This window comes from Limnobaculum zhutongyuii (assembly GCF_004295645.1).
GTDB classification, from domain to species: domain Bacteria; phylum Pseudomonadota; class Gammaproteobacteria; order Enterobacterales; family Enterobacteriaceae; genus Limnobaculum; species Limnobaculum zhutongyuii.
The window spans coordinates 684,338-709,287 of record NZ_CP034752.1 but is presented as its reverse complement, the minus strand read 5'-3'; the positions used below and the strand labels follow the sequence as shown (position 1 = coordinate 709,287).

At 44.2% G+C, this 24,950-nt stretch carries 23 protein-coding genes and 1 tRNA gene; 14 read left to right on the top strand and 10 right to left on the bottom strand.

The genetic code is table 11. The annotated features are described in order from the left end of the window. Nucleotides 1–275 precede the first annotated feature (275 nt). The 3 genes from EKN56_RS02690 to trmB form a co-directional block, all read right to left on the bottom strand. Complete coding sequence (locus EKN56_RS02690; RefSeq protein ID WP_130590397.1) at nucleotides 276–1,001, bottom strand: DUF2884 family protein; 726 nt, start codon at nucleotides 999–1,001, stop codon at nucleotides 276–278. 202 nt (nucleotides 1,002–1,203) lie between these two features. Further along, nucleotides 1,204–1,536 (bottom strand): YggL 50S ribosome-binding family protein, encoded by a 333-nt coding sequence (locus EKN56_RS02685; RefSeq protein ID WP_130590396.1) that lies wholly within the window; start codon nucleotides 1,534–1,536, stop codon nucleotides 1,204–1,206. Beyond that, nucleotides 1,536–2,255, bottom strand: a complete 720-nt coding sequence (gene trmB, locus EKN56_RS02680) for a tRNA (guanosine(46)-N7)-methyltransferase TrmB (RefSeq protein WP_130590395.1) — start codon at nucleotides 2,253–2,255, stop codon at nucleotides 1,536–1,538. Before trmB ends, EKN56_RS02685 begins: the two co-directional genes overlap by 1 nt. A 209-nt stretch (nucleotides 2,256–2,464) precedes the next feature. Here trmB and mutY point away from each other — a divergent pair, with 209 nt between their 5' ends. The 6 genes from mutY to EKN56_RS02655 all read left to right on the top strand — a co-directional run bounded on the left by mutY (nucleotide 2,465) and on the right by EKN56_RS02655 (nucleotide 7,991). Further along, nucleotides 2,465–3,520 (top strand): A/G-specific adenine glycosylase, encoded by a 1,056-nt coding sequence (gene mutY, locus EKN56_RS02675; RefSeq protein ID WP_130590394.1) that lies wholly within the window; start codon nucleotides 2,465–2,467, stop codon nucleotides 3,518–3,520. Nucleotide 3,521: 1 nt separating this feature from the next. Beyond that, on the top strand, nucleotides 3,522–3,794 hold the full coding sequence (locus EKN56_RS02670; RefSeq protein ID WP_130590393.1) for an oxidative damage protection protein: 273 nt from the start codon (nucleotides 3,522–3,524) through the stop codon (nucleotides 3,792–3,794). 30 nt (nucleotides 3,795–3,824) lie between these two features. Further along, complete coding sequence (mltC, locus tag EKN56_RS02665; RefSeq protein WP_130590392.1) at nucleotides 3,825–4,916, top strand: membrane-bound lytic murein transglycosylase MltC; 1,092 nt, start codon at nucleotides 3,825–3,827, stop codon at nucleotides 4,914–4,916. Between the two features lie 64 nt (nucleotides 4,917–4,980). Next, entirely contained in the window at nucleotides 4,981–5,121 is a 141-nt protein-coding gene (locus EKN56_RS20830; RefSeq protein WP_168189587.1) for a hypothetical protein, read from the top strand. A gap of 445 nt (nucleotides 5,122–5,566) precedes the next feature. Next, a complete protein-coding gene (locus EKN56_RS02660) occupies nucleotides 5,567–6,292 on the top strand; it encodes a nucleoside/nucleotide kinase family protein (RefSeq protein ID WP_130590391.1) in 726 nt (241 codons plus the stop codon). A gap of 280 nt (nucleotides 6,293–6,572) precedes the next feature. After that, nucleotides 6,573–7,991, top strand: a complete 1,419-nt coding sequence (locus EKN56_RS02655; RefSeq protein ID WP_130590390.1) for a sodium:proton antiporter — start codon at nucleotides 6,573–6,575, stop codon at nucleotides 7,989–7,991. Nucleotides 7,992–8,055: 64 nt separating this feature from the next. Here the strand turns inward: EKN56_RS02655 and EKN56_RS02650 are convergent, their stop codons facing one another. After that, on the bottom strand, nucleotides 8,056–8,646 hold the full coding sequence (locus EKN56_RS02650) for a DUF2628 domain-containing protein (RefSeq protein WP_130590389.1): 591 nt from the start codon (nucleotides 8,644–8,646) through the stop codon (nucleotides 8,056–8,058). 164 nt (nucleotides 8,647–8,810) lie between these two features. After that, complete coding sequence (locus tag EKN56_RS02645; RefSeq protein ID WP_130590388.1) at nucleotides 8,811–9,491, bottom strand: MarC family NAAT transporter; 681 nt, start codon at nucleotides 9,489–9,491, stop codon at nucleotides 8,811–8,813. A gap of 345 nt (nucleotides 9,492–9,836) precedes the next feature. Between EKN56_RS02645 and EKN56_RS02640 the strand changes: the two genes are divergently transcribed. Next, a tRNA-Phe gene (locus EKN56_RS02640) sits at nucleotides 9,837–9,912 on the top strand. Between the two features lie 60 nt (nucleotides 9,913–9,972). On the opposite strand, the gene EKN56_RS02635 is transcribed toward EKN56_RS02640, so the two are convergent. Beyond that, on the bottom strand, nucleotides 9,973–10,215 hold the full coding sequence (locus EKN56_RS02635; protein ID WP_130590387.1) for a type II toxin-antitoxin system ParD family antitoxin: 243 nt from the start codon (nucleotides 10,213–10,215) through the stop codon (nucleotides 9,973–9,975). Nucleotides 10,216–10,312: 97 nt separating this feature from the next. Here EKN56_RS02635 and EKN56_RS02630 point away from each other — a divergent pair, with 97 nt between their 5' ends. Further along, complete coding sequence (locus EKN56_RS02630; RefSeq protein WP_130590386.1) at nucleotides 10,313–10,783, top strand: DUF6756 family protein; 471 nt, start codon at nucleotides 10,313–10,315, stop codon at nucleotides 10,781–10,783. A 95-nt stretch (nucleotides 10,784–10,878) separates the two neighbouring features. After that, entirely contained in the window at nucleotides 10,879–11,574 is a 696-nt protein-coding gene (locus tag EKN56_RS02625) for a hypothetical protein (protein WP_130590385.1), read from the top strand. A 92-nt stretch (nucleotides 11,575–11,666) separates the two neighbouring features. Here the strand turns inward: EKN56_RS02625 and EKN56_RS02620 are convergent, their stop codons facing one another. Beyond that, nucleotides 11,667–14,174, bottom strand: a complete 2,508-nt coding sequence (locus EKN56_RS02620; RefSeq protein ID WP_130590384.1) for an autotransporter outer membrane beta-barrel domain-containing protein — start codon at nucleotides 14,172–14,174, stop codon at nucleotides 11,667–11,669. 926 nt (nucleotides 14,175–15,100) lie between these two features. Between EKN56_RS02620 and EKN56_RS02615 the strand changes: the two genes are divergently transcribed. The 3 genes from EKN56_RS02615 to EKN56_RS02605 all read left to right on the top strand — a co-directional run bounded on the left by EKN56_RS02615 (nucleotide 15,101) and on the right by EKN56_RS02605 (nucleotide 18,913). Beyond that, nucleotides 15,101–15,337 (top strand): hypothetical protein, encoded by a 237-nt coding sequence (locus EKN56_RS02615; RefSeq protein WP_130590383.1) that lies wholly within the window; start codon nucleotides 15,101–15,103, stop codon nucleotides 15,335–15,337. Nucleotides 15,338–15,492: 155 nt separating this feature from the next. Beyond that, complete coding sequence (locus EKN56_RS02610) at nucleotides 15,493–16,785, top strand: HlyD family secretion protein (RefSeq protein WP_130590382.1); 1,293 nt, start codon at nucleotides 15,493–15,495, stop codon at nucleotides 16,783–16,785. Continuing rightward, a complete protein-coding gene (locus EKN56_RS02605; protein WP_130590381.1) occupies nucleotides 16,778–18,913 on the top strand; it encodes a peptidase domain-containing ABC transporter in 2,136 nt (711 codons plus the stop codon). Before EKN56_RS02610 ends, EKN56_RS02605 begins: the two co-directional genes overlap by 8 nt. Nucleotides 18,914–18,975: 62 nt before the next feature. Here EKN56_RS02605 and EKN56_RS20825 read toward each other — a convergent pair whose 3' ends face one another. Then, nucleotides 18,976–19,152 carry a hypothetical protein gene (locus EKN56_RS20825; protein ID WP_168189586.1) on the bottom strand — a complete coding sequence of 59 codons (177 nt, stop codon included), beginning with the start codon at nucleotides 19,150–19,152 and terminating at the stop codon, nucleotides 18,976–18,978. Between the two features lie 470 nt (nucleotides 19,153–19,622). Next, a complete protein-coding gene (locus tag EKN56_RS02600) occupies nucleotides 19,623–21,437 on the bottom strand; it encodes a M10 family metallopeptidase C-terminal domain-containing protein (RefSeq protein WP_130590380.1) in 1,815 nt (604 codons plus the stop codon). A gap of 578 nt (nucleotides 21,438–22,015) precedes the next feature. Between EKN56_RS02600 and EKN56_RS02595 the strand changes: the two genes are divergently transcribed. Together EKN56_RS02595 and EKN56_RS02590 are read left to right on the top strand one after the other, a co-directional pair. Further along, entirely contained in the window at nucleotides 22,016–22,324 is a 309-nt protein-coding gene (locus EKN56_RS02595; RefSeq protein ID WP_130590379.1) for a DUF134 domain-containing protein, read from the top strand. A gap of 2 nt (nucleotides 22,325–22,326) precedes the next feature. Beyond that, nucleotides 22,327–22,794 (top strand): NifB/NifX family molybdenum-iron cluster-binding protein, encoded by a 468-nt coding sequence (locus EKN56_RS02590; protein ID WP_130590378.1) that lies wholly within the window; start codon nucleotides 22,327–22,329, stop codon nucleotides 22,792–22,794. Between the two features lie 277 nt (nucleotides 22,795–23,071). Here the strand turns inward: EKN56_RS02590 and EKN56_RS02585 are convergent, their stop codons facing one another. Continuing rightward, the gene (locus EKN56_RS02585; protein WP_130590377.1) at nucleotides 23,072–24,940 is read right to left on the bottom strand and encodes an amidohydrolase; all 1,869 of its coding nucleotides are present in this window, start codon (nucleotides 24,938–24,940) and stop codon (nucleotides 23,072–23,074) included. Between the last annotated feature and the right edge of the window lie 10 nt (nucleotides 24,941–24,950).

Genomic DNA, 24,950 nt, shown 5'->3' with positions numbered 1-24,950 from the left:
CCGAGCAAGAGGCGTTAAGGCGAACGCCTCCTGCACCTCCACGCCTTCGCACACGAATCCAGGTCGCCTGCGGCGACTTCCTTCCTCCTTCGTTCGGGCTTACGCACCGGCGCAGAGCCGCTCCAGACGTCGCTGCGCCTCGACTGACATCCATGTCAGTCGTGCTACCCTCTCTCAGTCATCAGCTGAATTCCAGTGCTCAATAGAAAGGTCAAAAAGACCAAAAACATAAAGCCCGCATCAATGCGGGCTTTATTATAGAAATTGCTATGAAATTACTGCGGTAATGCCTTCAATAAATCGGCCCGCTGCTGCTCCAGCACCGTAACCTTACCGCATGCTTCTTTACCGAACTGGTTGAAGTCTTTCTCCTGCTTCTTCCATTCGTCTTTAATTTGCTGCTGTAAGCCACCCAGGCTGCCTAATACTGCCTGCAGAGGATTACTGGACTTACCAGCTTTAGCTACTTGCTGGATACCCAGCTCGTTAATGCTGTCCTGTAATACGCCACCCAGCGTATTTTGCATAATCACCTGACCATTCGCTTCAACTTGTGAAACGGCCTGATGGTGAAAAGCTAAACCTTCTGCACGGGGCTCCAGTACTTTTTCCATCTCTTTTGTCAGTTCTGAGCTCAGCGTAACTAAACGTTTACGCACATTACTCTCGGTACCCAATTGCTTAACAATCACGCTGTCCAGAGCACCCTGAGCAGTTTTCAGGCGAGAACGAACACCGTCGTTAATATAAGGCAAATCGGTACGCAAATTGGTTTGATAGCTCACTGCCTGAGCACGAGCTGCATCAGAAAGGGTTAATACTTTACCATTACGGGTCACATCACCATTCTTACCAATCACCAGCTCACCGCTGGCACCAGCAACTTTAACCGTATCCTGGTTAATAAAAATATCATCCTGTGGTTTTACATTACATTCATAAGCCGCTTGCGCCTGCCAGGCCATCAACAGCAAAAGGGCCGCGCCGGTTTTTCGTAACATAATTATTCCTCAATGGTTAATGCGAAATCGTACTTTTGTTGGTTCAACCAGACTATAGACATCAGAGTCCGTCAGGTGTTCATCACTTAAGGGGATTAACTGAAAAATAGCAGGATTAGTTAAAGCTGTTCAATAATAGGGATTATCAACCCTACCAAAAACTGAAAACAATCGGGGGAAGGCATTTCCCCCGATGTGACCATTACTCTTCGTAATAGTTAATATCCATCAGCTCACTGGCTTTCACATCCAGCATGCCTTTGTCTTCCAGCCAGTTCGTCACGATGCCACGATGCTCTTCGGTACATTTACCGATCTTTTGCAAGCATACCAGACCATCCCACTTCAGATAGCCGCCGCCCTCAAAGGAGAGGTCGTGGGCTTCAAACACGTCGTTGATAAAGTTATCAATTGTTGCGTCGATCTTCTCAACTACGGTTCCTTCAGGAAATGCCCAACTGATTAAAAATCCGATTTCCTGAAACTCATCGATACGCATTTTTTTACGTAAACGACGACTACGTTGATGTGCCATTATTCACTCCTCTCAAACATCAAATCCCATACGCCATGTCCTAAACGATGGCCACGTAACTCAAACTTAGTTAACGGGCGAGAATCAGGACGTGGCACATAAGTACCATCAACCGACAAATTACGATATGCCGGAATCGCGTTCATCACTTCTAACATATGCTCTGCATAATTTTCCCAGTCGGTGGCCATATGAAAAACACCACCCACTTTTAATTTTTTCAGTATCGCCATAGCAAACGGCGTCTGAAGAATTCGGCGCTTATGGTGGCGCGCTTTATGCCAGGGATCGGGGAAGAACAATTGAACCATATCCAGAGAAGCGTCAGGGATCATCTTATCCAGCACTTCAACCGCATCATGGCACATCACCCGTAAGTTACCGACTCCCGCTTCATGAGCGGAGGACAGACAGGCTCCAACCCCCGGACTATGAACTTCAATCCCCAGGAAATCCTGCTGCGGGTTATCCTGCGCCATTTTGACCAGTGACATCCCCATACCAAAGCCGATTTCCAGAGTGACTGGCGCTTCACGACCAAACAGTTCCGACAGGTTTAGCGCTTCTGGTTGAAACTCTACGCCCATTACTGGCCAGTAGTTATCCAGCGCATATTGCTGGCCTTTTGTCAGCCGCCCCTGACGGCGAACAAAACTACGAATGCGGCGCATCGCGCGGCCGTCTTCATTAAATTCAGGGGAAATAACATCGTTAATCATAAAAAATTCTGTTTATACCGGCCGCTGTTAATAATGAATATAAAAATTTCAGGCAGGCATCATACCCTATATTGCCTTAATCCTTAAACAATCCGCGACAAACCGTTCGGGTTATTCTGCGTGATTATCTCAGGTTAAGGTTTACTCTGGCTGATGTCTGTGCTGGAATCACGCCATCTGTTTTATTCTCCGAGAAATGTCACATTTATATGATGCAAGCAAAGCCATTTGCACAGGCCGTTTTGAACTGGTACCAAAAGTTTGGCCGTAAGACCCTCCCCTGGCAAATTGAAAAAACACCCTATCATGTCTGGCTTTCTGAAGTCATGCTGCAACAAACGCAGGTCACTACCGTTATCCCTTATTTTCAGCGTTTTATTGCTCAGTTCCCTGATATTAACTCACTGGCGGCAGCGCCAACGGACGAAGTATTACACCTCTGGACAGGTCTTGGTTATTACGCCAGAGCGCGTAATCTGCATAAAGCTGCAAAAACCATTGCCCAGCAACATCAGGGGGTTTTTCCAACGGATTTTGACACCGTACATGATTTGCCGGGCATTGGGCGCTCTACCGCCGGCGCGATACTCTCCCTCTCGCTGAATCAGCACTATCCGATTCTTGACGGTAACGTAAAACGGGTCATCGCGCGTTGTTATGCCATAGAAAGCTGGCCGGGTAAGAAAGAGGTAGAAAAACGCCTCTGGGATATCAGTACGGAAGTCACGCCTGCTGAGGGCGTGGCGCAATTCAATCAGGCGATGATGGATCTTGGTGCGCTGGTTTGCACTCGCTCTCGCCCTAAGTGTGAATTGTGCCCACTCAATTCAGGCTGTATTGCCTATGCCAATCAGAGCTGGGCGGAGTATCCGGGGAAAAAACCAAAACAAAAAATACCGGAGAAAAACACATGGTTCCTGTTACTTAAGAACAATGATAAAGTCTGGCTGGAACAACGACCGGATGTCGGGCTCTGGGGAGGTCTTTACTGCTTCCCACAGTTTAGCGATTGGAGCTCGCTGACCCACTGGCTGGAACAGCGGGAAATGTCTGTCGGTGATTTAAAACAGCAGACGGCTTTTCGCCATACTTTCAGCCATTTCCACCTGGATATTACGCCGATGTTGCTTAATATGGTGCCCGGTCAGCGCTGTCAGGAACAGAGTCAGGGTATATGGTACAACCTGAGCCAACCGCCATCCATCGGGCTGGCAACGCCAGTTGAACGATTACTTAATCAGCTTAAAAATGAACACGAGGATTAGCATGAGCAGAACCATTTTCTGTACTTACCTGCAAAAAGAAGCCGACGGGCAAGACTTCCAGCTTTATCCTGGTGAATTAGGCAAACGGATTTTTAACGAGATTTCGAAAGAAGCATGGGCGCTATGGATGAGTAAACAAACCATGCTCATCAATGAAAAGAAATTGAATATGATGGACCCGGAACACCGCAAATTACTGGAACAGGAAATGGTCAATTTCCTGTTTGAAGGTAAAGATGTCCACATCGATGGTTACACACCACCAAGCCAATAATCTTTGTTTTGAATAATGCGCCATTAAAAAATGATCATTAATTTAAAAAAAATCTGTGCGCTACTGCTGATAGCGCCGTTGCTGGTCTCGTGTGGAGGCGGCAGTAAGAAAAAACCTCAGGATGACGATAAATATATTAAAGACACCAATGCGTTCGATATTCTGATGGGCCAGTTTGCCCATAACGTCGAGAACATTTGGGGTATGCATGAAGTCCTGATCGCGGGTCCTAAAGACTATGTGAAATATACCGATCAGTATCGTACTCGTAGCCATATTAACTTCGATGCCGGTGTGATTACCGTGGAAACGCTGGCTACAGAGAACCCGGAAGCCAGTCTGCGTCAGGCGATTATTACCACTTTATTGATGGGCGAAGATCCGCAAACCACCGATCTTTATTCCGACGCTAACGATATTCAGATCAGTAAAGAACCTTTCCTGTATGGTCAGGTACTGGATCAGGATGGCAATACTATTCGCTGGCAATGGCGCGCCACGCATTTTGCCGACTATATCATCCAGACGAAGCTGAAGAAGCGTTCATCCGGACTGCGGGTAATTTGGTCGGTGGATATTCCTCTGGTTGCCAACCACCTTGATAAGCGGGCCCATAAATACCTGCCATTGGTGCGTAAAGCGGCGCGTAAATATAACGTTAAAGAGTCGCTGATTCTGGCAATTATGCAGACCGAATCCAGCTTTAACCCTTATGCCGTCAGCCGTTCCGACGCTCTGGGGCTGATGCAGGTAATGCAACATACCGCCGGTCGTGATGTCTTTAAAATGCAGGGTAAATCAGGACAGCCGAGTCGTAACTTCCTGTTCGATCCGGAAAGCAATATTGATACCGGTACGGCTTACCTGTCGATTCTGCAAAACAGCTATCTGGGTGGAATTACTAACCCTACATCGCGCCGTTATGCGGTTATTACCGCCTATAACGGTGGTGCCGGTAGCGTATTACGCGTATTCTCCAGCGATCGCAATAAAGCGCCGGATGTGATTAACCGTATGTCGCCGGGTGATGTGTATGAAACACTGACCACCAAGCATCCATCGGCGGAATCACGTAATTACCTGAATAAAGTGAATACGGCACAGAAGAACTATCGGAGATAATCCGCTCATGCCGCTGTCAGTTAAGTCTGCCAGCGGCATAAATTCAACAATAAGGAATCATGTTATGGGTGGTATCAGCTTACCGCAGATTATCGGCATCGTTGTCGCCGTTGCTATCGTTATCTTCTGGCAAAAACGTCAGCGTGAGAAAATGGCCGCACAACAACGTGAATTAGATGATAAGCAACAAAATAATCAAGAGTGATCTCAGATTTATTAATCTACTGACAAACCTAATAAATCAACATCAACGGATATTCCGTCCGTAAAAGCAAAATGGCTTATATCACCATCGAGTACGGCCGGAAGACAATCAGTACTTGGCTACGGAGTACGTTGGGCCTAGCCGGGTTAGGGGCACTTCGTTGGCTTACGCCAAGTCGACCCCAACACCCGTCTCTCCCAACGATTAGTCTCTTTAAAACATAAAACTGAACTATCTCGCCTTGTCATCAATCTGATTAATTATCAGATTGATGACAAATAAAACCGGCAAATAACAGATATTGCCGGTTTTTTTAATGGGTTTACGCCATCGTAGGCAAACGTATAAAACCTGATATTATTCTGTTTACGTTTTTCAATCACTCAACAATCACACCGTGACGTCAGAAGAGTCTCCGTCACAGCAGTATTAAAGGAATATACTGATGAATGTGGAATTAGATGTTAATGGCCTCAGCTATATCGCCACATTTCCGGATAAGGATATACGGGATCTTCATCTGCCTTTGCTGCGGATGTTGACCGAATTCCAACGACGCAAAAAACAGCGTCTGATTGTGTTTCTGGCTGCGCCTCCCGGTGTTGGTAAATCAACTCTGACCAGCTTTTGGCAAATCCTGTCCCGTCAGGATATGGCGCTAAAGGACCTGCAGGGATTGCCTATGGACGGTTTTCACCGTTATAACAGCTATCTGGATGAGCATAACCTTCGGGCCCGTAAAGGTGCACCAGAAACCTTCGATTTGGGCCTGCTGAAAGACTATCTCGCAACATTACAGCAACCGGACGCCCGTTGGCCTGCTTATGACCGTAATCTTCACGATCCGCTACAGGATGCCATTGAGGTTACATCGCCTATTCTGGTCATTGAAGGCAACTGGTTATTGCTGAAAGAACCCGGCTGGCAGGAGCTGCTCGCCCTGTGTGATTACAGTATCTTTATTACCAGCCCAATAGAAAACCTGAAGCAGCGCCTGATTGAACGAAAAATGAAAGGTGGATTAAGCCATCAGGATGCAGAAAACTTCTTTGAAACGTCAGACGCCCTGAACGTTCAACGGGTGTTAAATCATAGCCAAAGAGCAGATATGACACTAATGATGCTGCCTGATGGTTCTTATAGTACTGTCGATATCAACATCCTTGATTGATAAAAATCTGATGAGATAAGTCATTAACTCGTTGCTTTGGTAATATCAATAATCTCAGCAACGAGTTGTAAAAATATGATCAACGACAGGTATCAATCGCTTCATCCCAAAGCGTTTGTCTCATCAAGTCATATATTTTACAGATTGTTATTAGCAACGAACTATATTCTCCACCGCTAACAACCTGACGCAGCCAGTATTTTGACAGCGGCACCTGATTTTTGCTCAAATACTGAAACGTTTTTTCACTTTTATATGTTGGTTACCGGAGCAACCGCTAATGTCCCGTCCACTATTATTAAAACTATTATGCCTTTTGTCTGGCTTGATGATACCTGCCGCCAGTTTTGCTGCAGATATTGATGGTTCAACACTGAGTCTGGGATGGGGTATTCCATTTGTTGGTATTCTGTTGTCGATTGCACTCTGCCCATTGGTGATCCCGACTATCTGGCATCACCATTTTGGCAAAATCACTGCCTTATGGTCGGTACTGTTTCTGGTTCCGTTTGCCATCACATTTGGCATGAGCACCAGTATCGGATTAGTCGCTCACGCCATTCTGGCAGAATATATTCCTTTTATTATCTTGCTGTTCGCCCTGTTTACCGTATCTGGCGGCATTTTAGTTAAAGGTAACCTGCACGGTTCACCTAAATTAAATACCGCCCTGCTGGCCATTGGTGCAATTCTTGCCTCGCTGATGGGAACCACCGGAGCGGCGATGCTGCTGATTCGTCCTCTTATCAGAGCAAACGATAACCGTAAGCACCGGGTGCATGTAATTATTTTCTTCATCTTCCTGGTGGCTAATATCGGTGGTGGTCTTACACCGCTGGGAGATCCTCCCCTGTTTATTGGTTTTCTGAAAGGCGTCGACTTTTTCTGGACCGCTAAACATATGCTGCTACCGGTTTTAATCAGTACTCTGGTATTGCTTGCTCTGTTCTATCTGGTGGATAACCACTATTACAAACGTGAAGATGAGATTCTGCCGCACGATCCAACCCCCGATTCTAAATTACGCCTGTACGGTAAATTTAATTTTATTCTGCTATTGGCGGTAGTTGGCAGCGTTTTACTCTCCGGCTTCTGGAAGTCTGGCGTGGAGTTCAACGTACTGGGTGTGCATATGGAATTACAGAATATCACTCGTGACATTCTGCTACTGGTGATTGCCGCTCTGTCGATGATGTTAACCGCTAAACAGGTTCGCTCTGCCAATCAGTTCAGTTGGGAGCCAATTCTGGAAGTGGGCAAGCTGTTTGCCGGTATATTTATTACTATCGGCCCGGTACTGGCTATTCTACGGGCAGGACAAGATGGGCACATGGCGGGACTGGTTGCCATGGTTTCTGACTCAGAGGGTGCACCAATCAACGCCATGTACTTCTGGCTGTCGGGTGCGCTGTCCGGATTCCTGGATAATGCACCAACCTATCTGGTGTTCTTCAATCTGGCCGCCGGTGATGCCGCAACGCTGATGGGCCCACTACAGCAAACGCTGCTGGCAATCTCTATGGGTTCGGTATTTATGGGAGCGCTGACCTATATTGGTAATGCGCCAAACTTTATGGTGAAGAGTATTGCTACGCAAAGCGGCATCGCAATGCCAAGCTTTTTCGGCTATATGAAGTGGTCATTCGGTATTCTGATACCGCTGTTCCTGATACTGACGGTGATATTCTTTTTGATCTAACGATATTGTTACCAATAAAAATGCCGCATAAGCGGCATTTTTATTGTGGCGAAAACGGAGTTGTTTAAATCCCCATTGCCGACATCGACATAATAATAATGGCGAACAAAATACCAAACGCAACCAGTGCACCAACCAGATTTGTTCCACCTTTGGCTTTCAGTGCCGGAATGATTTCTGATTTTTGAGCAACCGCCAGCGTTTCAGCAATTTTCTTATCCATATGCTGTTTATACAGACGGTTAGCCAGGATACCGGCCCCGACTCCCATGCCGATACTGATAGCGTTGGTAATCACTTCGGATACGCCCAGCATTGACTGAATGCCGGTCAACAGGAAACCAAGCCCCAGATAAATCGCGGCATACAGATACATTTTGCGATAAATGAACCAGAATACGCCGATAAAAAATGCCGCCCAGTTCCAGCTTTTAGGAATGTCACGGCCATGGGGAAAGAAGGAGTAGTATTTGCTACCAACAAATATTTTTGAATATTCCTCTGCTTCAGGAGTAGAGGAAATATCATCGATAGGAAAACTATCGGTAACCGCAGCTGAAACTGCATAAGGATTGACGGATGCCGACTCATCACAAACAACGCACTCACCGTTGTCGTTGACCGACATATTCCCACACTTTTGACACTTCTCCATGACATCTTCCCGTATTTATCTGAGGTCTGTTTTGTCGTTCCGATCGACAAATATGATTAAAGTGAGCCTATAGTATCGTTCATGAAACGGGCTTTCAACACGCCTTTCACCGGATAAATAAATTGATTACTTATGTAACCAATTTATTCTTTGGATTGAATCGATTATGCACCCGGGTAGGTTTTAATCAGTTCAAAGACACCATTAATCATAAACTGTACTCCCATACATACCAACAGGAAGCCCATAACCCGAGAGATGGCTTCGATACCGCTTTTACCTACGCCTTTCATAATCAAATCGGAACTACGTAAGCATCCCCATAGCACCAGCGATAATATCACTGCGGTTAACACTACGGCGGTATAGACCATCCATTCACTGTAGTTTCCTACCTGATGCCAAGTTGAAGCCGCAGAGATAACCATAGCAATGGTACCCGGCCCGGCGGTACTCGGCATGGCAATAGGAACAAAAGCGATGCTTTGAGTGGTGGGTTTCAATACCTTTGTCTCTTCGCCCTCGATCTTTTCTGGTTTAGGCGGATGTGCAGGAGGAAACAGCATTCTGAAACCGATGTAGGCCACAATTAATCCACCGGCAATACGCAAACCAGGAATTGAGATGCCAAACAGCCGCATTACCAGCTCACCACAGAAAAACGCAATAACCAGAATCAGGAACACATAGAATGAGGCCATCATGGCCTGATTATGACGCTCTTCACGGCTCATATCGCCGCTCAGGCTGAGAAACAGTGCTACCGAAGTTAAATGGTTGGTCAATGGGATCAGCAGCACCAACCCAAGGCCAATCAAGTGCATAATTTGCAGTACATCATTCATACTTTAGAGAGTTCCATCTTGTATCGCGCAGGCCAAATGCCTGTGATGTTTCATTACCATTAGATTAGCGGATATTGAAGCAACATCAATTTGCCAATCAGACATTCATCATTATCAATGATAACCCTTCGTTATCATTTGAATCGCGCAGTATACAGACTAATAATGGATTTTTATTAGCAACCCGAGCCTGAAGCATGATTTATTCCGCTACTCTGCTGGTCTGAAAATCATTAAGTTAACGGCAGAACTGGTGGAAAAAAAGCCAGTTAGCTCAGTTTTATAGCCTTACTGGTTTAAAGTATTTGACCTTCGGCACGTAATCCGGTTTAATGTCGCTCCACTGCCCGGATAGCTCAGTCGGTAGAGCAGGGGATTGAAAATCCCCGTGTCCTTGGTTCGATTCCGAGTCCGGGCACCATCATTTAAGAACCCGCCTTTTGGCGGGTTTTTGCTTTTTGAGGTTTTCATCAACCATTCTTTATACGCCATACCTCTGCTTTTCCCGTACAGCAATATCACGCAAACTCAACGTACTTTCCCCACTCTCTTCTCCAGCAAGCACTAAATCTCTTAACTCACTCACCCGAGCTTCTCTTTGTTCCAACAAGCGAAGCGCCGAGCACACCACTTCATTAACCGAGCTATAACGCCCATCAGCAATCATCCGTTTCACAAAGTCGTCAAGCCTGTCATCAATATCAACACTGATAGTTCTTAGCATATACATTCCTTGCGTTATTCATTAACTACTACCACCTGACTCCAGCTTATTTTAGTATTGATAAAAAAGCAGCCTCCCCACACAAGAGACTCTAAAAATGTACTGGCAAGAAAAAATCCACCGCCTCAAACAGCAGTACCCTGCCCCTCAGTTTAATGACCCTTTCTGGCGGGGGAAAAATATCATCGCCACTATCGCTCAAACCTTCTTCCATTTTTCTCAGGAGGATATCTACTCTCATAAACTTGATGCTACGAAAATCAAAAACAGAGAACTGATAAAAACCTGTCCGACAAAAACACTCTATCAGGAAGAAATCGTTAAATTACCGGAAAATGTGAATTACTGGCTGCTACTGATGAACCCACCAATGGGTGCGGAATGTCAGATTTATGACTGCCAAAAAAACGCCTTGAGAGAACTGCTATATCTCTCCTCGGGTGCATCTGAACCTCAGTTTTATATCATTGATAAAAAATACCAATGGTTAGTCTTTTTCAACGTTAACCGGCAGCAGGATGTGGTAACCCTCTACAAAAGTGGTCAACAACCAACAATATGGGGCTGAACTGTCCGACTATTTTTAGCCATTTTTCCTCTCTCCTGTCACCATATTTTCTTGCTATATTAACCGCAACCCCATGCTGAACAGGAAATCAGTATATGAGTAGCGCTAAAAAGTTACATTTGCAGGATGTCAAAGACCTACTACCTTTTATGACGCCGTTCCCATCGGCTGAACAGGTTTTCGCGGGTGATATTAAAGCCCATCGCCGTCATCTGTTACCGCTGTTAACCCTCGACCTTGCCGCAATCAATCCTGAATGGTCTGGTAAAATTCATTTTATTAGCCCAAAAGAGCCTTATGAAGGCATGATTGGCGGTAGAACCACCGAATATCATGACTATTACAACCGGGAAAACTGGCTGGCATTTCGTCTGGAAAACGATCGCTATACCTTTCTCGGTGATTTTCGCTATTTCTATCTGGAAGGACGTGAAGACAGCGATCTTGCTGAATACTATGAAGATGGTGAACAGGGTCTTGAAAAAGCGAAAGCATTCTATCTGCAACACGGCATGCTTAACCCCTGGGACCAGACAGATAACCCACAGGCCTGGGTTGATGATATTGGCTCAGAGCCAAGCGTTGGAAACTGGTGTGATGGCTTCCCTCTGGAGTACGAGACAGGAAGCGACGGAGATGAAAATGCCTACCCACTCACTGAAGATGGCCGACGCTTTCATCTGATTGGCTGGCTGGCCTCATACTCTTACTGCGATACCGGGGCCGATGGCGTTCTGCTATTTTACGATCCGGTTGATAAGATTGTGCTGTTTACCTTTGACTGGACCTAATAGGTTTAGAAAATAACGCTGACCCTCTGATTCACATCAGACAAAAAGGCCATCCTCACGGATGGCCTTTAATTTCAATCAATAAACGACTATCAGAAGTTAATTCTAAAGCCGATATTTGCCTTCATTGGCGACTCAATATCACGGCCCTTCACGTAATCCACTTCGGCATAAACAGAGGTATGATTGTTTACCGCCAGATTCACCCCTACGCCATACTTACCCGCAGTACCGGAGTAATCATTAGTGAACTTATGGATCTCATTGATATACACATCGTTATCCGAGATAAACTCATGCTCTGCAGCCACTTTAATGTACGGGCTCAGGATAACCTTATCGTTTAAGGCAAACTCTGCACCAAACGAAACGCCGACTTCCCCTAACAGAGACTTCTGATCGTCAACTTTAGCTTTCATACCGTTATTAAAGCGGAATGATTTCCCTTCAATGGTCAGATAGCTCATACGACCGTAAGGTTCTGCAAACAGGCCATATGGCGAGTTAGCAAACTGATGCTTGTAACCCATTTCTAACGCAGCACCCAAACCGTTCTGCTTGTAGTCAGCATTGGCTTGTGAGCCGTTAGTGGTTTTCACACGCAGTTCATTATCAAAATGAGAGTACTTCACCAGACCATCAATATAGAAGTTATTCTCTGTTACATAGGTGGCATAGATACCGGCGGTATAAGCATTAATATCACTGTTACCACCGCGAGCGTGCTTCACACGGTTATCCGACATAGAGGCACTTAAACCAATCATCAGCTTATCATTGCCAATATCAAATGCTTTATCGCCTCCCAGCTCCATACCGCTACGGTAAAGCTTGTAGGCTGAATTTTCAGGACCATTCACCCGCAGGCTGCTGTTCAGAACACGGCCCCATGCGTTAGCACCTTCGCTATTGTTACGCGTGATGTCACCGCGGCGCAGACGTAAGTTATCCAACTCTTCGTTGAAAATGAACTGGGTCGCAGAAGCCATACTCAACACACCATCGGTTGATGGGCTGGTTTTAGGACGATCGGTACCCGGCTCCGGAGTTGGCTCAGGATCTGGTGTTGGTACGGGATCCGGCGTTTCGCCCGGTTCAGGATCTGGCGTCGGAGTTGGCTCAGGATCCACCACCGCGGCACTTTGCTGTGCCATAAACCAGGTATAACGATCACCGCTTTGTGCCGACTTCAGGTCGTAAACATAGGCGCCAATATCAACACCATTACCATCATTTAACAGAAACTGGCCGCTTTCGCCTTTAGCGACATAAATCAGCGCTAAACTATCCTGACTGGTTGGCTCATTCCCGCTGTCCTGAATGACCACGTTAAACTTACCCGTGGCCTGTTTAATATCCAGCAAGTCACCACTCAGGGTTGATACATCACTGTTCATAGCGATAACAGCAGTACCGTCTGAATTCATTTCATCAACGTATAAGTGCTTAAATGCCCCTACCGGAGAGAAGGCAAAGGTGGAACCACCGTTAATATTAATTTGATGAATATAGGAATCATCATAGTGTGGCGTTTTGATACCCGTTTGCTCATTCTCTTCCATGGCATAACGGTTACAGGTATCTGTACAATCACCTAAATAGTTAAAAACAGAACCGTTATTTAATGACAAAGAAGTATTGGTTAAACGCAGCCCACCGTGACGTTCGCTGTATATACCGGCAGTCACAACAGAGTTGTCTAAGTTGACCTGAAACTCATCCCGATCAAGATCGCCTTCAGTAGTATACTCTCCAACATGAGTTAACAAGTTTTTAAACTGACCGTTGCTGTTGGTTAAATTGATGGCAAAGGCGTTGTTACGATCTGTCCAGCCACTTGACTCGCCAAGCTCGATACCTGCCAGAGTCTCTGCTTTCAGCGTACTACCAACGATATTCAGGTTAGCGGTTAAGTTTTGCTGATTACGATCAAGCCAATCGTTATGCGAATTAATCGTGAATATGCTACCTAAACGTGTTGTCAAATATTCCGAATCAATAGCGCCATCATTATCTGAAATATGTTGTTTATTATTAATGATGGTTGAATCAACAATCGAATAGAGATTGATGTTATCAACGGTAACGTCTTCCTGGCTATAAGGCCTTAAAACAAAAACTGAATGCGCATCTACATTAATATTGGAGTTAACCAGAGAAATGAGTTCCGCCTTTTGAGCACTGGTATTGTTCAGATTAGACTCAAGAGAGAATAACGTGTTGATCTTTTGAGTAATATTGACATCCCAGGAATCCAGTGTAATACCGCCTGTATCAGGATTTCCATATGAATCACTGTAAACATAAATCAGCTCATTGTAGTCTCTTTCATCGTCATACCATTCCGCATTGATATTGGTATCTTTGATATTCAGATTATTAACCAGAAAGCGCTGATTAGAGTCAGAGTAATTCTCAATCCAATAGTTATTATCAATAAATATCGAGTGTCCGGTAAAATCCAGAACGTTATCGGTTTGATCATTAAACGAACAACCGTAGCTACTACAGTAGTCATCAGGTTGGCCAGCAAACACATGGCCAGAAAGAGGTGCGCTCAAGAGTGCTGTGAAAGCAAGATAATGGCGAAATTGGATCATAATAACTCCCTGAAATTATACGAAGTCCCTGGTGATAATTAAATATTTGTAAAGATGCTTCTATTAAAGACAAAATTATAATAGATCAAAAACGTGTCTTATTTAAATATCAATTGTGTTGTACATATTAATTTACAAATGCTCTAATAGCAACACTTTGGACATTCAATTAAAAATCAATTAGGTGGAAATTATAATAAATTTATTTTAATTCAATAAGTTATATATGAATTTAAAAATAGAAAATAAAAAGAAAGATATAATTGATATAATTGATATAATTAAAATAATGAATAAAAATAATATGGATAGTTAACTAATTAAATAAAAATAATTAATACAAGGTTAATTATTAGTTAATGAAATAAATTAATGTAAACATTCCCTCCCTCTACTGTCATTTTTGTAATAATTTCAATCAAAATAATTAGATATAATAATTACTGCATAGCCCTCCGCTGGCGGCTTTTAATTGACTATTAATTTCAATATAGATCTCCTCTTTTTGCTCAAAAAAGACACAAATCACAAATAAACGTCCCTATATATAAATAAAATAACTAAACCTATAACAGCAATTTTTTCCTGAAATAAAAAATTAAATAGAAATTAATTGGAAATTAAAAATAGAAACAAACTACTAAAATCATTATGATAAAAATAATAAAGAAACAAAAACCATAAATTAAAAAACAAAAAATCAACATGATTAAAAAAACAAAAAACACTAATAAAAACAATAGAAAACAATAGTTAAAATAATCAACACTATTTATTTCGCTAATTGACAATCGTCCACTTAACTATTAGCATCGCCACTGATAAGCATTCGCTTATATATTTAGTTATTTAACTTACATTCAAGCGTTATCTTATCAATTAATCATTAAGTATTTATTTATCGCTTTTAAATAAGGATTTTTACAATGCGTGAATTACATAGCCATGAAGTAGAAGAAGTATCTGGTGCTGGTTTTATTACTGATGCAGGTGCCGCTTTAGGTACTGGTATTGGTGCTGTTGTTGATGCAGCAACTAAAGGCAGCACGGCTACTGCTGCTGGTACCAAATTAGGTACAGGTATCGGTCAAGTTGTTGAAGCTAGCGTTACCGTAATCGGCGGCTTCCTGAAGAATCTTGGCAGCCTGTTCGGCCGTAAGTAATCGTTATTCTTCAATAAATAATAATGAGAGGCACCATGCCTCTCATTATTATTTATTGAAGAATAATGAGAGGCACCATGCCTCTCATTTTTGCTTTTTGTATTTTTCGCGCTAAATCACCGAGATGTCTTAATTGACAATCAGGATATACAGACATGGAAAAGCGTCGTTTATTTCGCCAGGAAGCGATTGAACATCAAAAGGCCAAGTGGTCGGGTACTGCACTGCTGATTACCGGTTATCCCGCATGGATTATTGCCTGCGCCTCTGCATTCTTTATTATCGTTTTAGTCATATCGTTAACCTTTGGTCATTATACCCGCCGTATCAACGTCGATGGTGAAATAGTCACTCAGCCCCGGGCGATTAACATCTTTGCGCCGCAACAAGGCTTTATTTCAAAGCTATTGGTTGATGCCGGCATTGAAGTCACCAAAGGCACAGCACTATATCAATTAGACGTTAGCCGTATCGCCCGTTCGGGTAATGTCACGATTCACACGACTGAAGCCATTGAAAAGCAAATTGTTCATGTTGAGAGCATTATTGCCAAGCTGGAAAAGAATAAGCAGGCAACGCAGGAAAATATAAAACAGCAAATCGCTCAATCCGAAGCCGCAAATAAAAAATCCCAGTCTCTGGTTGCTAATGCCGCAAAGGGCATGGAAGAGATGCGTCAAAGCATGAAGAATTATGAAGAGTATCAACGGCAGGGTCTGGTGAATAAAGAACAGTTTAACAACCAGCGTTATCTCTATTACCAGCAACAGAGTTCCTATCAGGCATTAAACACCCAAATCATTCAGGAAAACCTGAAGATCAGCAATCTGCAAAGCGAACTAACCACCAGTGCCGCCGATTTTGATAACCAGATAGCGCAATACCAGTATCAGCTCAATGAATTACAGCGCCAGTTAACCGAAGCCGATGCCGCCGGAATGCTGATTATTAATGCTCCCAGCGACGGCAAAATAGAGTCACTGAGTGTCACCGAGGGGCAAATGGTTAATCCGGGCGATAGTCTGGCACAGTTAATTCCCACCAGTATTAACGCCTATTATCTGGTGCTTTGGTTGCCTAACAACAGCCTGCCTTATGTATCGCCAGGCGACCGCATCAATATTCGCTATGATGCTTTCCCTTATCAGAAATTTGGTCAATTTCCGGGAACGGTTCAAACCGTTTCGGCAGTACCGGCTTCCGCTCAGGAAATGTCCACCTACAGCAGTGCACCTCGTGCAGCAAGCGGTGGGATCGATCAGTCTTACTATAAAGTCATTGTGGCGCTGGACAGCCACCACTTTATGTTAGCCAACAAAGAGCTGCGTTTAACCAGCGGCATGAGAGCACAAACCACCCTGTTTCTGGAGAAACGCCCCCTGTACCAATGGATGCTTTCGCCTTTTTACGACATCAAAAAGAGCATAACGGGGCCTGTAAATGGATAAGGTAACCTTCACTCATCTGCTAGAAAGCCTGAATTTTAGCATGCGAAAAAAAGTCCCTCAGATACTGCAAACCGAAGCAGCAGAATGCGGCCTCGCCTGTCTGGCAATGATCTGTCGCTATTATGGGATGAACGTCGATCTGTTCAATTTGCGACGTCGCTTTGGTATTTCATCCCACGGCGCCACGCTGGGTGTGGTTATCAATACGGCTTCTGAGATCAATCTGAAAAGCCGGGCATTAACGCTGGATCTCAATGAAGTAAATCAACTCAAAACCCCCTGCATTCTGCACTGGGATTTAAACCACTTTGTGGTTTTGGTGGCGGTTAAGCGCAATAAGTTTGTTCTGCACGATCCGGCGTTTGGCCGGCGGGTTGTCAGCGAGCAGGAGATGTCACAGCACTTCACCGGCGTGGCATTAGAACTCTGGCCGGGCAATGAGTTTGTTCCTTACAACCAAACCAGTCGTTTAAGCCTATGGAGCATGATGAGCCATATCGAGGGTCTGAAAGGATTCCTGATTAAGGTGTTTGCTCTTTCCATCGTTATCGAAGCGGTTAATTTGCTGATACCGGTAGGGACTCAGCTCGTCATGGACCATGTCATTCTGGCAGAGGATCACGATCTGCTGGGGTTGATTTGTCTGGGTTTACTGTTCTTTATTTTGTTCCGTACCTTTGTTGGTATGCTGCGCTCCTGGACCTCCTTAGTGATGGAGGCACTGGTTGGCGTACAGTGGAAAGCCGGTCTATTCGACCATTTAATGAAGCTTCCCCTCGCTTACTTTGAAAAACGTAAGCTGGGCGATATTCAATCCCGCTTTAGTTCGCTGGATACCATTCGCACCACGCTGACCCATAATTTAGTCAGCAGCATTATCGACAGTCTGATGGCCATTGGCGTCTTTATTATGATGCTGCTGTACGGCGGCTGGCTGGTATGGGTGGTGCTGGGCTTTACCGTGCTATATATGATCCTGCGTCTTTCCACCTATCAATACTATCGACAGGCATCAGAAGAGCAAATTATCAAAGGTGCAAAAGCTAACTCCCACTTTATGGAGACGCTGTATGGCATCAGTACCCTAAAAGCGCTGGGGCTAACCTCCACCCGGGGGCAATACTGGCTCAATCTGAATATCGATACCACCAATGCCAATATCCGTCTTACCAAGTTAGATATGGTATTTGGCGGTATGAATACGCTGCTGGGCATGGTGGATCAAGTGGTTATTTTGTGGCTGGGCGCATCCATGGTGATCGACGGACATATGACGCTGGGAATGTTCGTGGCATTTAACGCTTATCGTGGTCAGTTCTCTGAGCGTTCAGCTAACCTGATTAATCTGGCGCTGGAATTGAAAATGCTATCGCTGCACAGTGAACGTATCACCGATATTGTCTTCTCTGAGCCGGAGATTACCCAGCCCAACAATATGATATTTCCTGAGAATCAGCCGCTGGGCTTTGAAGTTCGCAATGTTGAGTTTCGTTATGACAATCTGTCGGCACCTATTTTTTCTAATCTGAATTTGGAGATAGAGCCGGGAGAAAATGTCGCTATCATTGGTCCATCAGGCATTGGTAAAACCACGCTAATGAAAGTAATGGCGGGATTACTGTCCCCCTCTCAGGGAGAAGTGCTTGCTAACGGTATTGATATCAACAAAGTCGGCGTTAACAATTACCGCAGGTATATCGCTTGCGTATTGCAGGATGACAAACTTTTCGCCGGTTCCATCGCTGATAATATTTCCAGTTTTGAAGCGCAAAAAGATGCCGACTGGGTAGTTGAGTGTGCCAAATACTGCAATATTCATGAAGAGGTCATGCGTATGCCAATGGGATATGAAACGCTGATCACCGAGCTGGGCGGCAGCCTGTCCGGCGGACAGAAACAGCGCCTGCTGATCGCTCGTGCTCTGTATCGTCGGCCAAGTTTGCTGTTTCTTGATGAAGCCACCAGCCATCTGGATACCGCCAATGAAGCGCATATTAACGCGGCAATTTCGGCGCTAAAAGTGACACGGATATTTATTGCCCATCGCCTTTCAACTATTGAGAGCGCCGATCGGGTGATTAATCTTGATCCTGTAGAAGAGTTTGTTGCTGTAACTCAGAACGAGTGAAACAACAACGGCTAAACGATAACGGCTTCCCAATCAGGAAGTCGTTATCACATCTGAAACTATCACGTCTCAAGCTGGTTAAGCGCACTGAACAAGGCTGCCATCTTTTCATGCAGAATAAACTGTAGTGACTCCTTCACAGCAGCCTGCTCACTATGAATCACCGCACTGGCAAGAGCCATACACTGCTCCGCTAGCTCCAGCGGATCCTTTGGGGCGATATCGGTAGCATCAAACATGATGACAACCTCCATTTCTCAGGCAACTTGCTGAAAACGAGGATCGTTTTTTCGATCCGGATCTGAAACTGGATCGAGGGTGAGGTATAAATTCAGGGTGAGTTTGGGTATGCTTCTCAATAGCCATGATGTTAGTCTCTGTAACGTTGTGGTCAGAAACCCCGTATGTGTTCCACCACTGCGGGGTTTCGCTATTTTAACCCGCCCGCTTTTATTCGCAGACAGTCATATTACGGTATATAGGCACCGCTAAAGGGTCAATGCCCAATCGCCGGAATTCACCAAAGAATGAAAACTTTTCGCACCGTACCGCAAAAATTTGAAAATTGCGGTGGGGTTTGCAGGGGTTTATCGACGAGTATTATTAATTATGATTAATACCATAAAAACAAAAAGCAGCACTTGCTTTAGGGCAGTGCTGCTTGTCTGGTAAACGGATAAATCAAATGGACTTATCCGCCGGATAGCTATTAAGCGACCATCATGGATGCATGGGCTAAGTAGTCATCGATAATTGAGGAGTTGCTTGCGGTTGGCATGGTTTGATTGGCCATGATGTCGGCTAAAGACTCAACTTGATTGATGGATAATGTAACACCATCCTGGGTTTTTATTTGTTCCAGTTTGGCGTTATTGGTATACCACCCCTCCACCTTCACTTGATCTGTTGTGCCAAGTACTTTTATCGTTAATGATTCTGAACCCCAAGATGTACTTTTAGTAAACCATAATTGATCAACAGAAATATCAGTAAATACTAAAACATCAGTATCTGTTACAGGTACTGACTTATTATTATATTCCCAGATAGTATCTTGCCCATCCCCTTTATTAAAAATGTAGGTATCACTACCTTTATATCCCTGTAATACATCATTTCCCTTGCCACCAACTAGAATATTATTACCAAAGTTACCGTTAATAAAATTATTCAGGCTATTTCCTTCAATATTGATATTATAGTCTAACATAGTATTCAGGCTAATATCTTCAACATTATCTGGCATAATATAGCTAATGGCTTTCATTACATTAAAATCTATTCTATCGTGCCCGCCATTTACCCCTTCAATAATAACTGGCAGCTCTGGCCCCCATATTTCATAGCGATCGTTACCATCACCACCATATAGTTTATCATTCCCAGTAGAAATCAATGTATCGTTACCGGCACCACCATACAGAATATTATTGCCTGAACCACCAGAAAGTACGTCATCGCCTTCATCGCCATACAGTATATCATCGCCATCACCACCGTTTAAGGTGTCATTACCGGCACCACCATACAGCGTGTCATTCCCTTTATTTCCATTAATAACGTTATTCAGTTCGTTACCATATATAATGTCATTACCTTGAGTACCGTTAGCATTTTCAATATTGGCACCATAAGCAATACCAATAGCATCCTTACCATTATATGCATTCATTCCTTCCTGCTTTTCTGTTAATTCTAAATAGACAGAACTCCGGGTTCCGCCATTTAAATTAATATCAGAACCATTTTTAAAAGCAGAAACATCAATCGTATCGTTACCACCACCATCCCAAATAGTTTCAAAGAAATTCAACGTTTCAGGATTATATGAATAAACTGTATCTTTAGAGTTATAGTCATAATTAGCACCATAGATATACTGTAAAGCTTGAATATCATAAATGCCATAAGTTTTAGTGTATGCATATGAGAGAAAATCTCCTTTCGCATCTCTAACTATTAGTCGCGGACCATTTTTATCATATGGATCCTCTAGTCCTGTATTATAAGACATTACTGTATCAATACGATTAAACTCAGGTCTACGAGGATCATCTACCCACTGACCATCAACTAATTTATGAGGGTGAGAAAGACCCATAACATGTGCTAATTCATGCCCCGCGGTATTCCAGTTAGGTACTGGTGAACCATCTACCCAATTTTTATATTCCAGTTCAGCATACTTCGCACCATCATTTGATACAGCAATCCCTTCATAAGATGCATTTTGGGCTGGTGAATAGACCAAAATATCTTTGGATAAACCAGTAGATGAATCTATCTCTTTAAAATTGACATTTGCTATATTACTCATTTGCTGTGTAGCATATCTCATATAGCCTTTAGATGAATCTGAAGTAATATCACCATGGAGATCTGCTGTTGCCGCCCGGCCGAAATTGGAAAAACCCCATGTATAAGTATTTGTTCCTTCTGAAGGCTCTAGCTTATTAAGCCCATATATTAAAAAATCAATATCTTTATTACCGGTAAGACTAATTGGAGTTGTATATATTGTCATTAATGTATCCTTTCTATTAAGAAAACAATCAATATAGGTAAAGCGCCAACTATATAAGTTAAATTAAATTAATTATATATCATCAAAGATAAAGTCAGGCTTTACAAATACTAATCAGATCGATTGTTATATCAAAATTATTATAATGGACTTTTTAGATACTCATTTATTAAAATAAAAGAATCGTTTCTAAATTAACTTAAATTACTTTATAAATAAAAAGTTAAATTTAAAAAACAATAATAATTTTCATAAAGAAACCAATCAGTAAGATAAAAATAAAGAAGTAATCTCATTTACAAATAATTTAATTATCTAAGATTAATATATTCATGGAAATATTAAGACATTAGTCTATTATAAAAAAATATAATAACTTAATATAACTAATTATATTTAGTAATTTTACTCACCATAAATACTATCAATAGCTATACCTGAAATATAAATTCTCAAACAAATAAAAACATCAACAACAGATTACATCAATTCCCTCGCCTCAAAAAACCACACATAATTTATAGCATAAGCCATAAACAAAGAGTAAAGTATATGGCATATGCCAATCAGGAGCCCCTATGTCGAGACCAAAAATCCCCCGAAAAATCTGCGGCCAGCCCGCTAACAGCTGTTTTAAACCCAACGGTATCCCGATGCGTTTACTGGATGAAGTACAGCTATATGACGACGAATTTGAAGCGCTTCGTCTGGTTGATTATCTCGGCATGCAACAGCAGGAAGCAGCGATACAGATGGGCGTTTCCCGACAAACGCTGGCCAACGTGCTCAAAGCCGGACGATTTAAAGTGGTGGAATGCCTGAGCCAGGGCAAGGCGCTGCTGATGAACCGAAAAATTGAAGATGAAAAAATAGAGAAGGAAAACTAACCATGATAACTGCCGTACCCATTAGCCATGACCGCATTGCCGGACACTTTACCAAAGCAGACAGCTTTATCTTTATCAACGGTGAAGGCCGTGTGATATGCCACCATATCAACCCCGCTCGTGAATCGGGCTGTGCCGGTAAAAAAGCCCTACTCAACCTGCTTGGCAAACAAAAAACAGAACGCGTCATCACCCGCAATATTGGTGAGCGCATGCTCGGCAAATTGCTGGATCGTAATCTGGAAGTGTTTCAAATCGACCATAGCCAGTTAGATACTCAGGTACCAGGTGCCTCTGAAACCCTGCCCCTAACCGCCCTGACAGACTCATCACAGGGTCGCCGTTCGGCAAACTATGAAACCAAAAAAGAGTCCGGCGGATGTGGTTGCCACCATGGCGAAGAGCATGAAACCGGCGAAAAAACCGAAGGCTGCCACCAACACGGCGGTAAACGCTGCTGCCAGCATTAGTTTTTAGTTAACAGAAAGGACGCAAAATTGCGTCCCTTAAACTGCTGACAAAGCCAGATGATTCAATTTTATGTTTTAGCATAGCCAATCGGAGGGAGAGATTGCCGTTGGGGTCGTAGCAGCTTTAGCTGCCGGAGCGCCCCTAGGGAATCTAGGCCCGGAGCACTCCTTAGCTAAATACAGATGGTCTTCCGGCCGAGCACAAAGGTGATATGAGCAATATCGTTTTTACGGCCGGAATACACACTAAAACCAATTCAAACAAACGCTACCACACTCAAAACGCAAAACAAGAACACCCTAACGCTCCCCAAAACGCCCCTTCGTCCGATACCGGAATCGATGAGCCTCTGGCAATATTGTGCTGATGCTGATGCACCTGACAAGGCCCACAACATTGATGCACCTGAGCGAACATTCCCACTTTGCTGGCGGCCGGTGGTGCCGGGCGATAATGGCCCGGAACCAGTGAAACCGGTGACCAGTCCGGCAGAATCGGTAATGCCGGTGGCGATAGCGGAGCAAAAGTACTGGTGGCATAGACTATTTTACCGTCTACCACCGTCATGACTGACTCAATACCTTTAATCTCCTCTTCTGCCACGCTAAAGTAATCTTTAGATAACACCGCCAAATCAGCCAGCTGCCCGGCCTTGATCTGCCCTTTCTTACCCTGATCGCTGGAAAACCATGAACTACCTGCGGTCCAGAGCTCTAATGCAGTATCGCGTGACAGCTTATTATTGCTGCTGTACATCTCCATACCGCCAACGGTACGGCCAGAAACCAGCCAGTAAAGCGCGGTCCATGGATTATAGCTGGCAACCCGTGTGGCATCGGTCCCCAAACCTACCGGCACGCCGGCAGCCAGCATTTTGGCTACCGGAGGCGTATGCTCCAGCGCCTCTTTACCATAGCGTTCAGCAAAATATTCTCCCTGAAACGCCATTCGATGCTGCACGGCAATACCGCCGCCTAATGCTTTCACCCTATCGATATTTCGCTCGCTGATGGTTTCAGCATGATCGAAGAACCAGTGCAGCCCGTTAAACGGAACTTCCCGGTTAACCTTCTCAAACACATCCAGCATACGACTGATTGATTCATCATAAGTGGCATGTAAACGGAACGGCCAGCGGTTCTCCACCAGATGATGAACCACGCGCTCCAGTTCATCTTCCATACCCGGCGGTAAATCAGGACGTGGCTGCAGAAAATCTTCAAAGTCCGCGGCAGAAAACACCAGCATTTCACCGGCACCGTTATGGCGGTAAAAATCACTACCGCTTCCCGGTTTCAACATATCTGTCCATTTTTCGAAATCATCCAATTCCTGTTTAGGCCGTTGGGTAAACAGGTTATAAGCGATACGCACCGTGAGTTGGTTCTCTTTTTCCAACTGCTCAATAATTTGGTAGTCCTCGGGATAGTTTTGAAAACCACCACCGGCATCAATGGCGCTGGTTAAACCAAGGCGATTAAGTTCACGCATGAACTGCCGCGTGGAATTAATTTGCGCTTCCAGCGGTAATTTTGGCCCTTTTGCCAGCGTGGCATAAAGAATGGTCGCATTAGGACGCGCAATCAACATGCCGGTCGGGTTGCCTTTATCATCACGCTGAATTTCACCGCCGGGAGGGTTTGGCGTATCTTTGGTATACCCAACTACCTGTAATGCCGCACGGTTTAGCAAGGCGCGATCGTAGAGATGCAGAACAAAAACCGGCGTATCCGGAGCCGCTTCATTAAGCTCTTCCAGCGTAGGCATACGGCGTTCCGCAAACTGAAACTCAGACCAACCGCCAACTACCCGCACCCACTGAGGTGATGGTGTTCTGGCCGCCTGATCTTTTAACATTCTTAGCGCATCCGCTAATGAAGGAACCCCTTCCCAGCGTAATTCAAGATTGTAATTCAGACCGCCGCGAATCAAATGGAGGTGAGAATCGTTTAAACCCGGAATCACCGTATGACCTTTCAGATCCACTACCGATGTTCCTTCTCCCGCATAACGCATCACTTCTGCGTCACTACCTACCGCAAGAAATTTGCCCGCTTTAATTGCAACAGCGCTGGCAAGGGGTTGAGTACGGTCAACGGTATGAAACTTACCGTTGGTTAAAATTAACGATGCATGTTCAGACATAATAATCTCC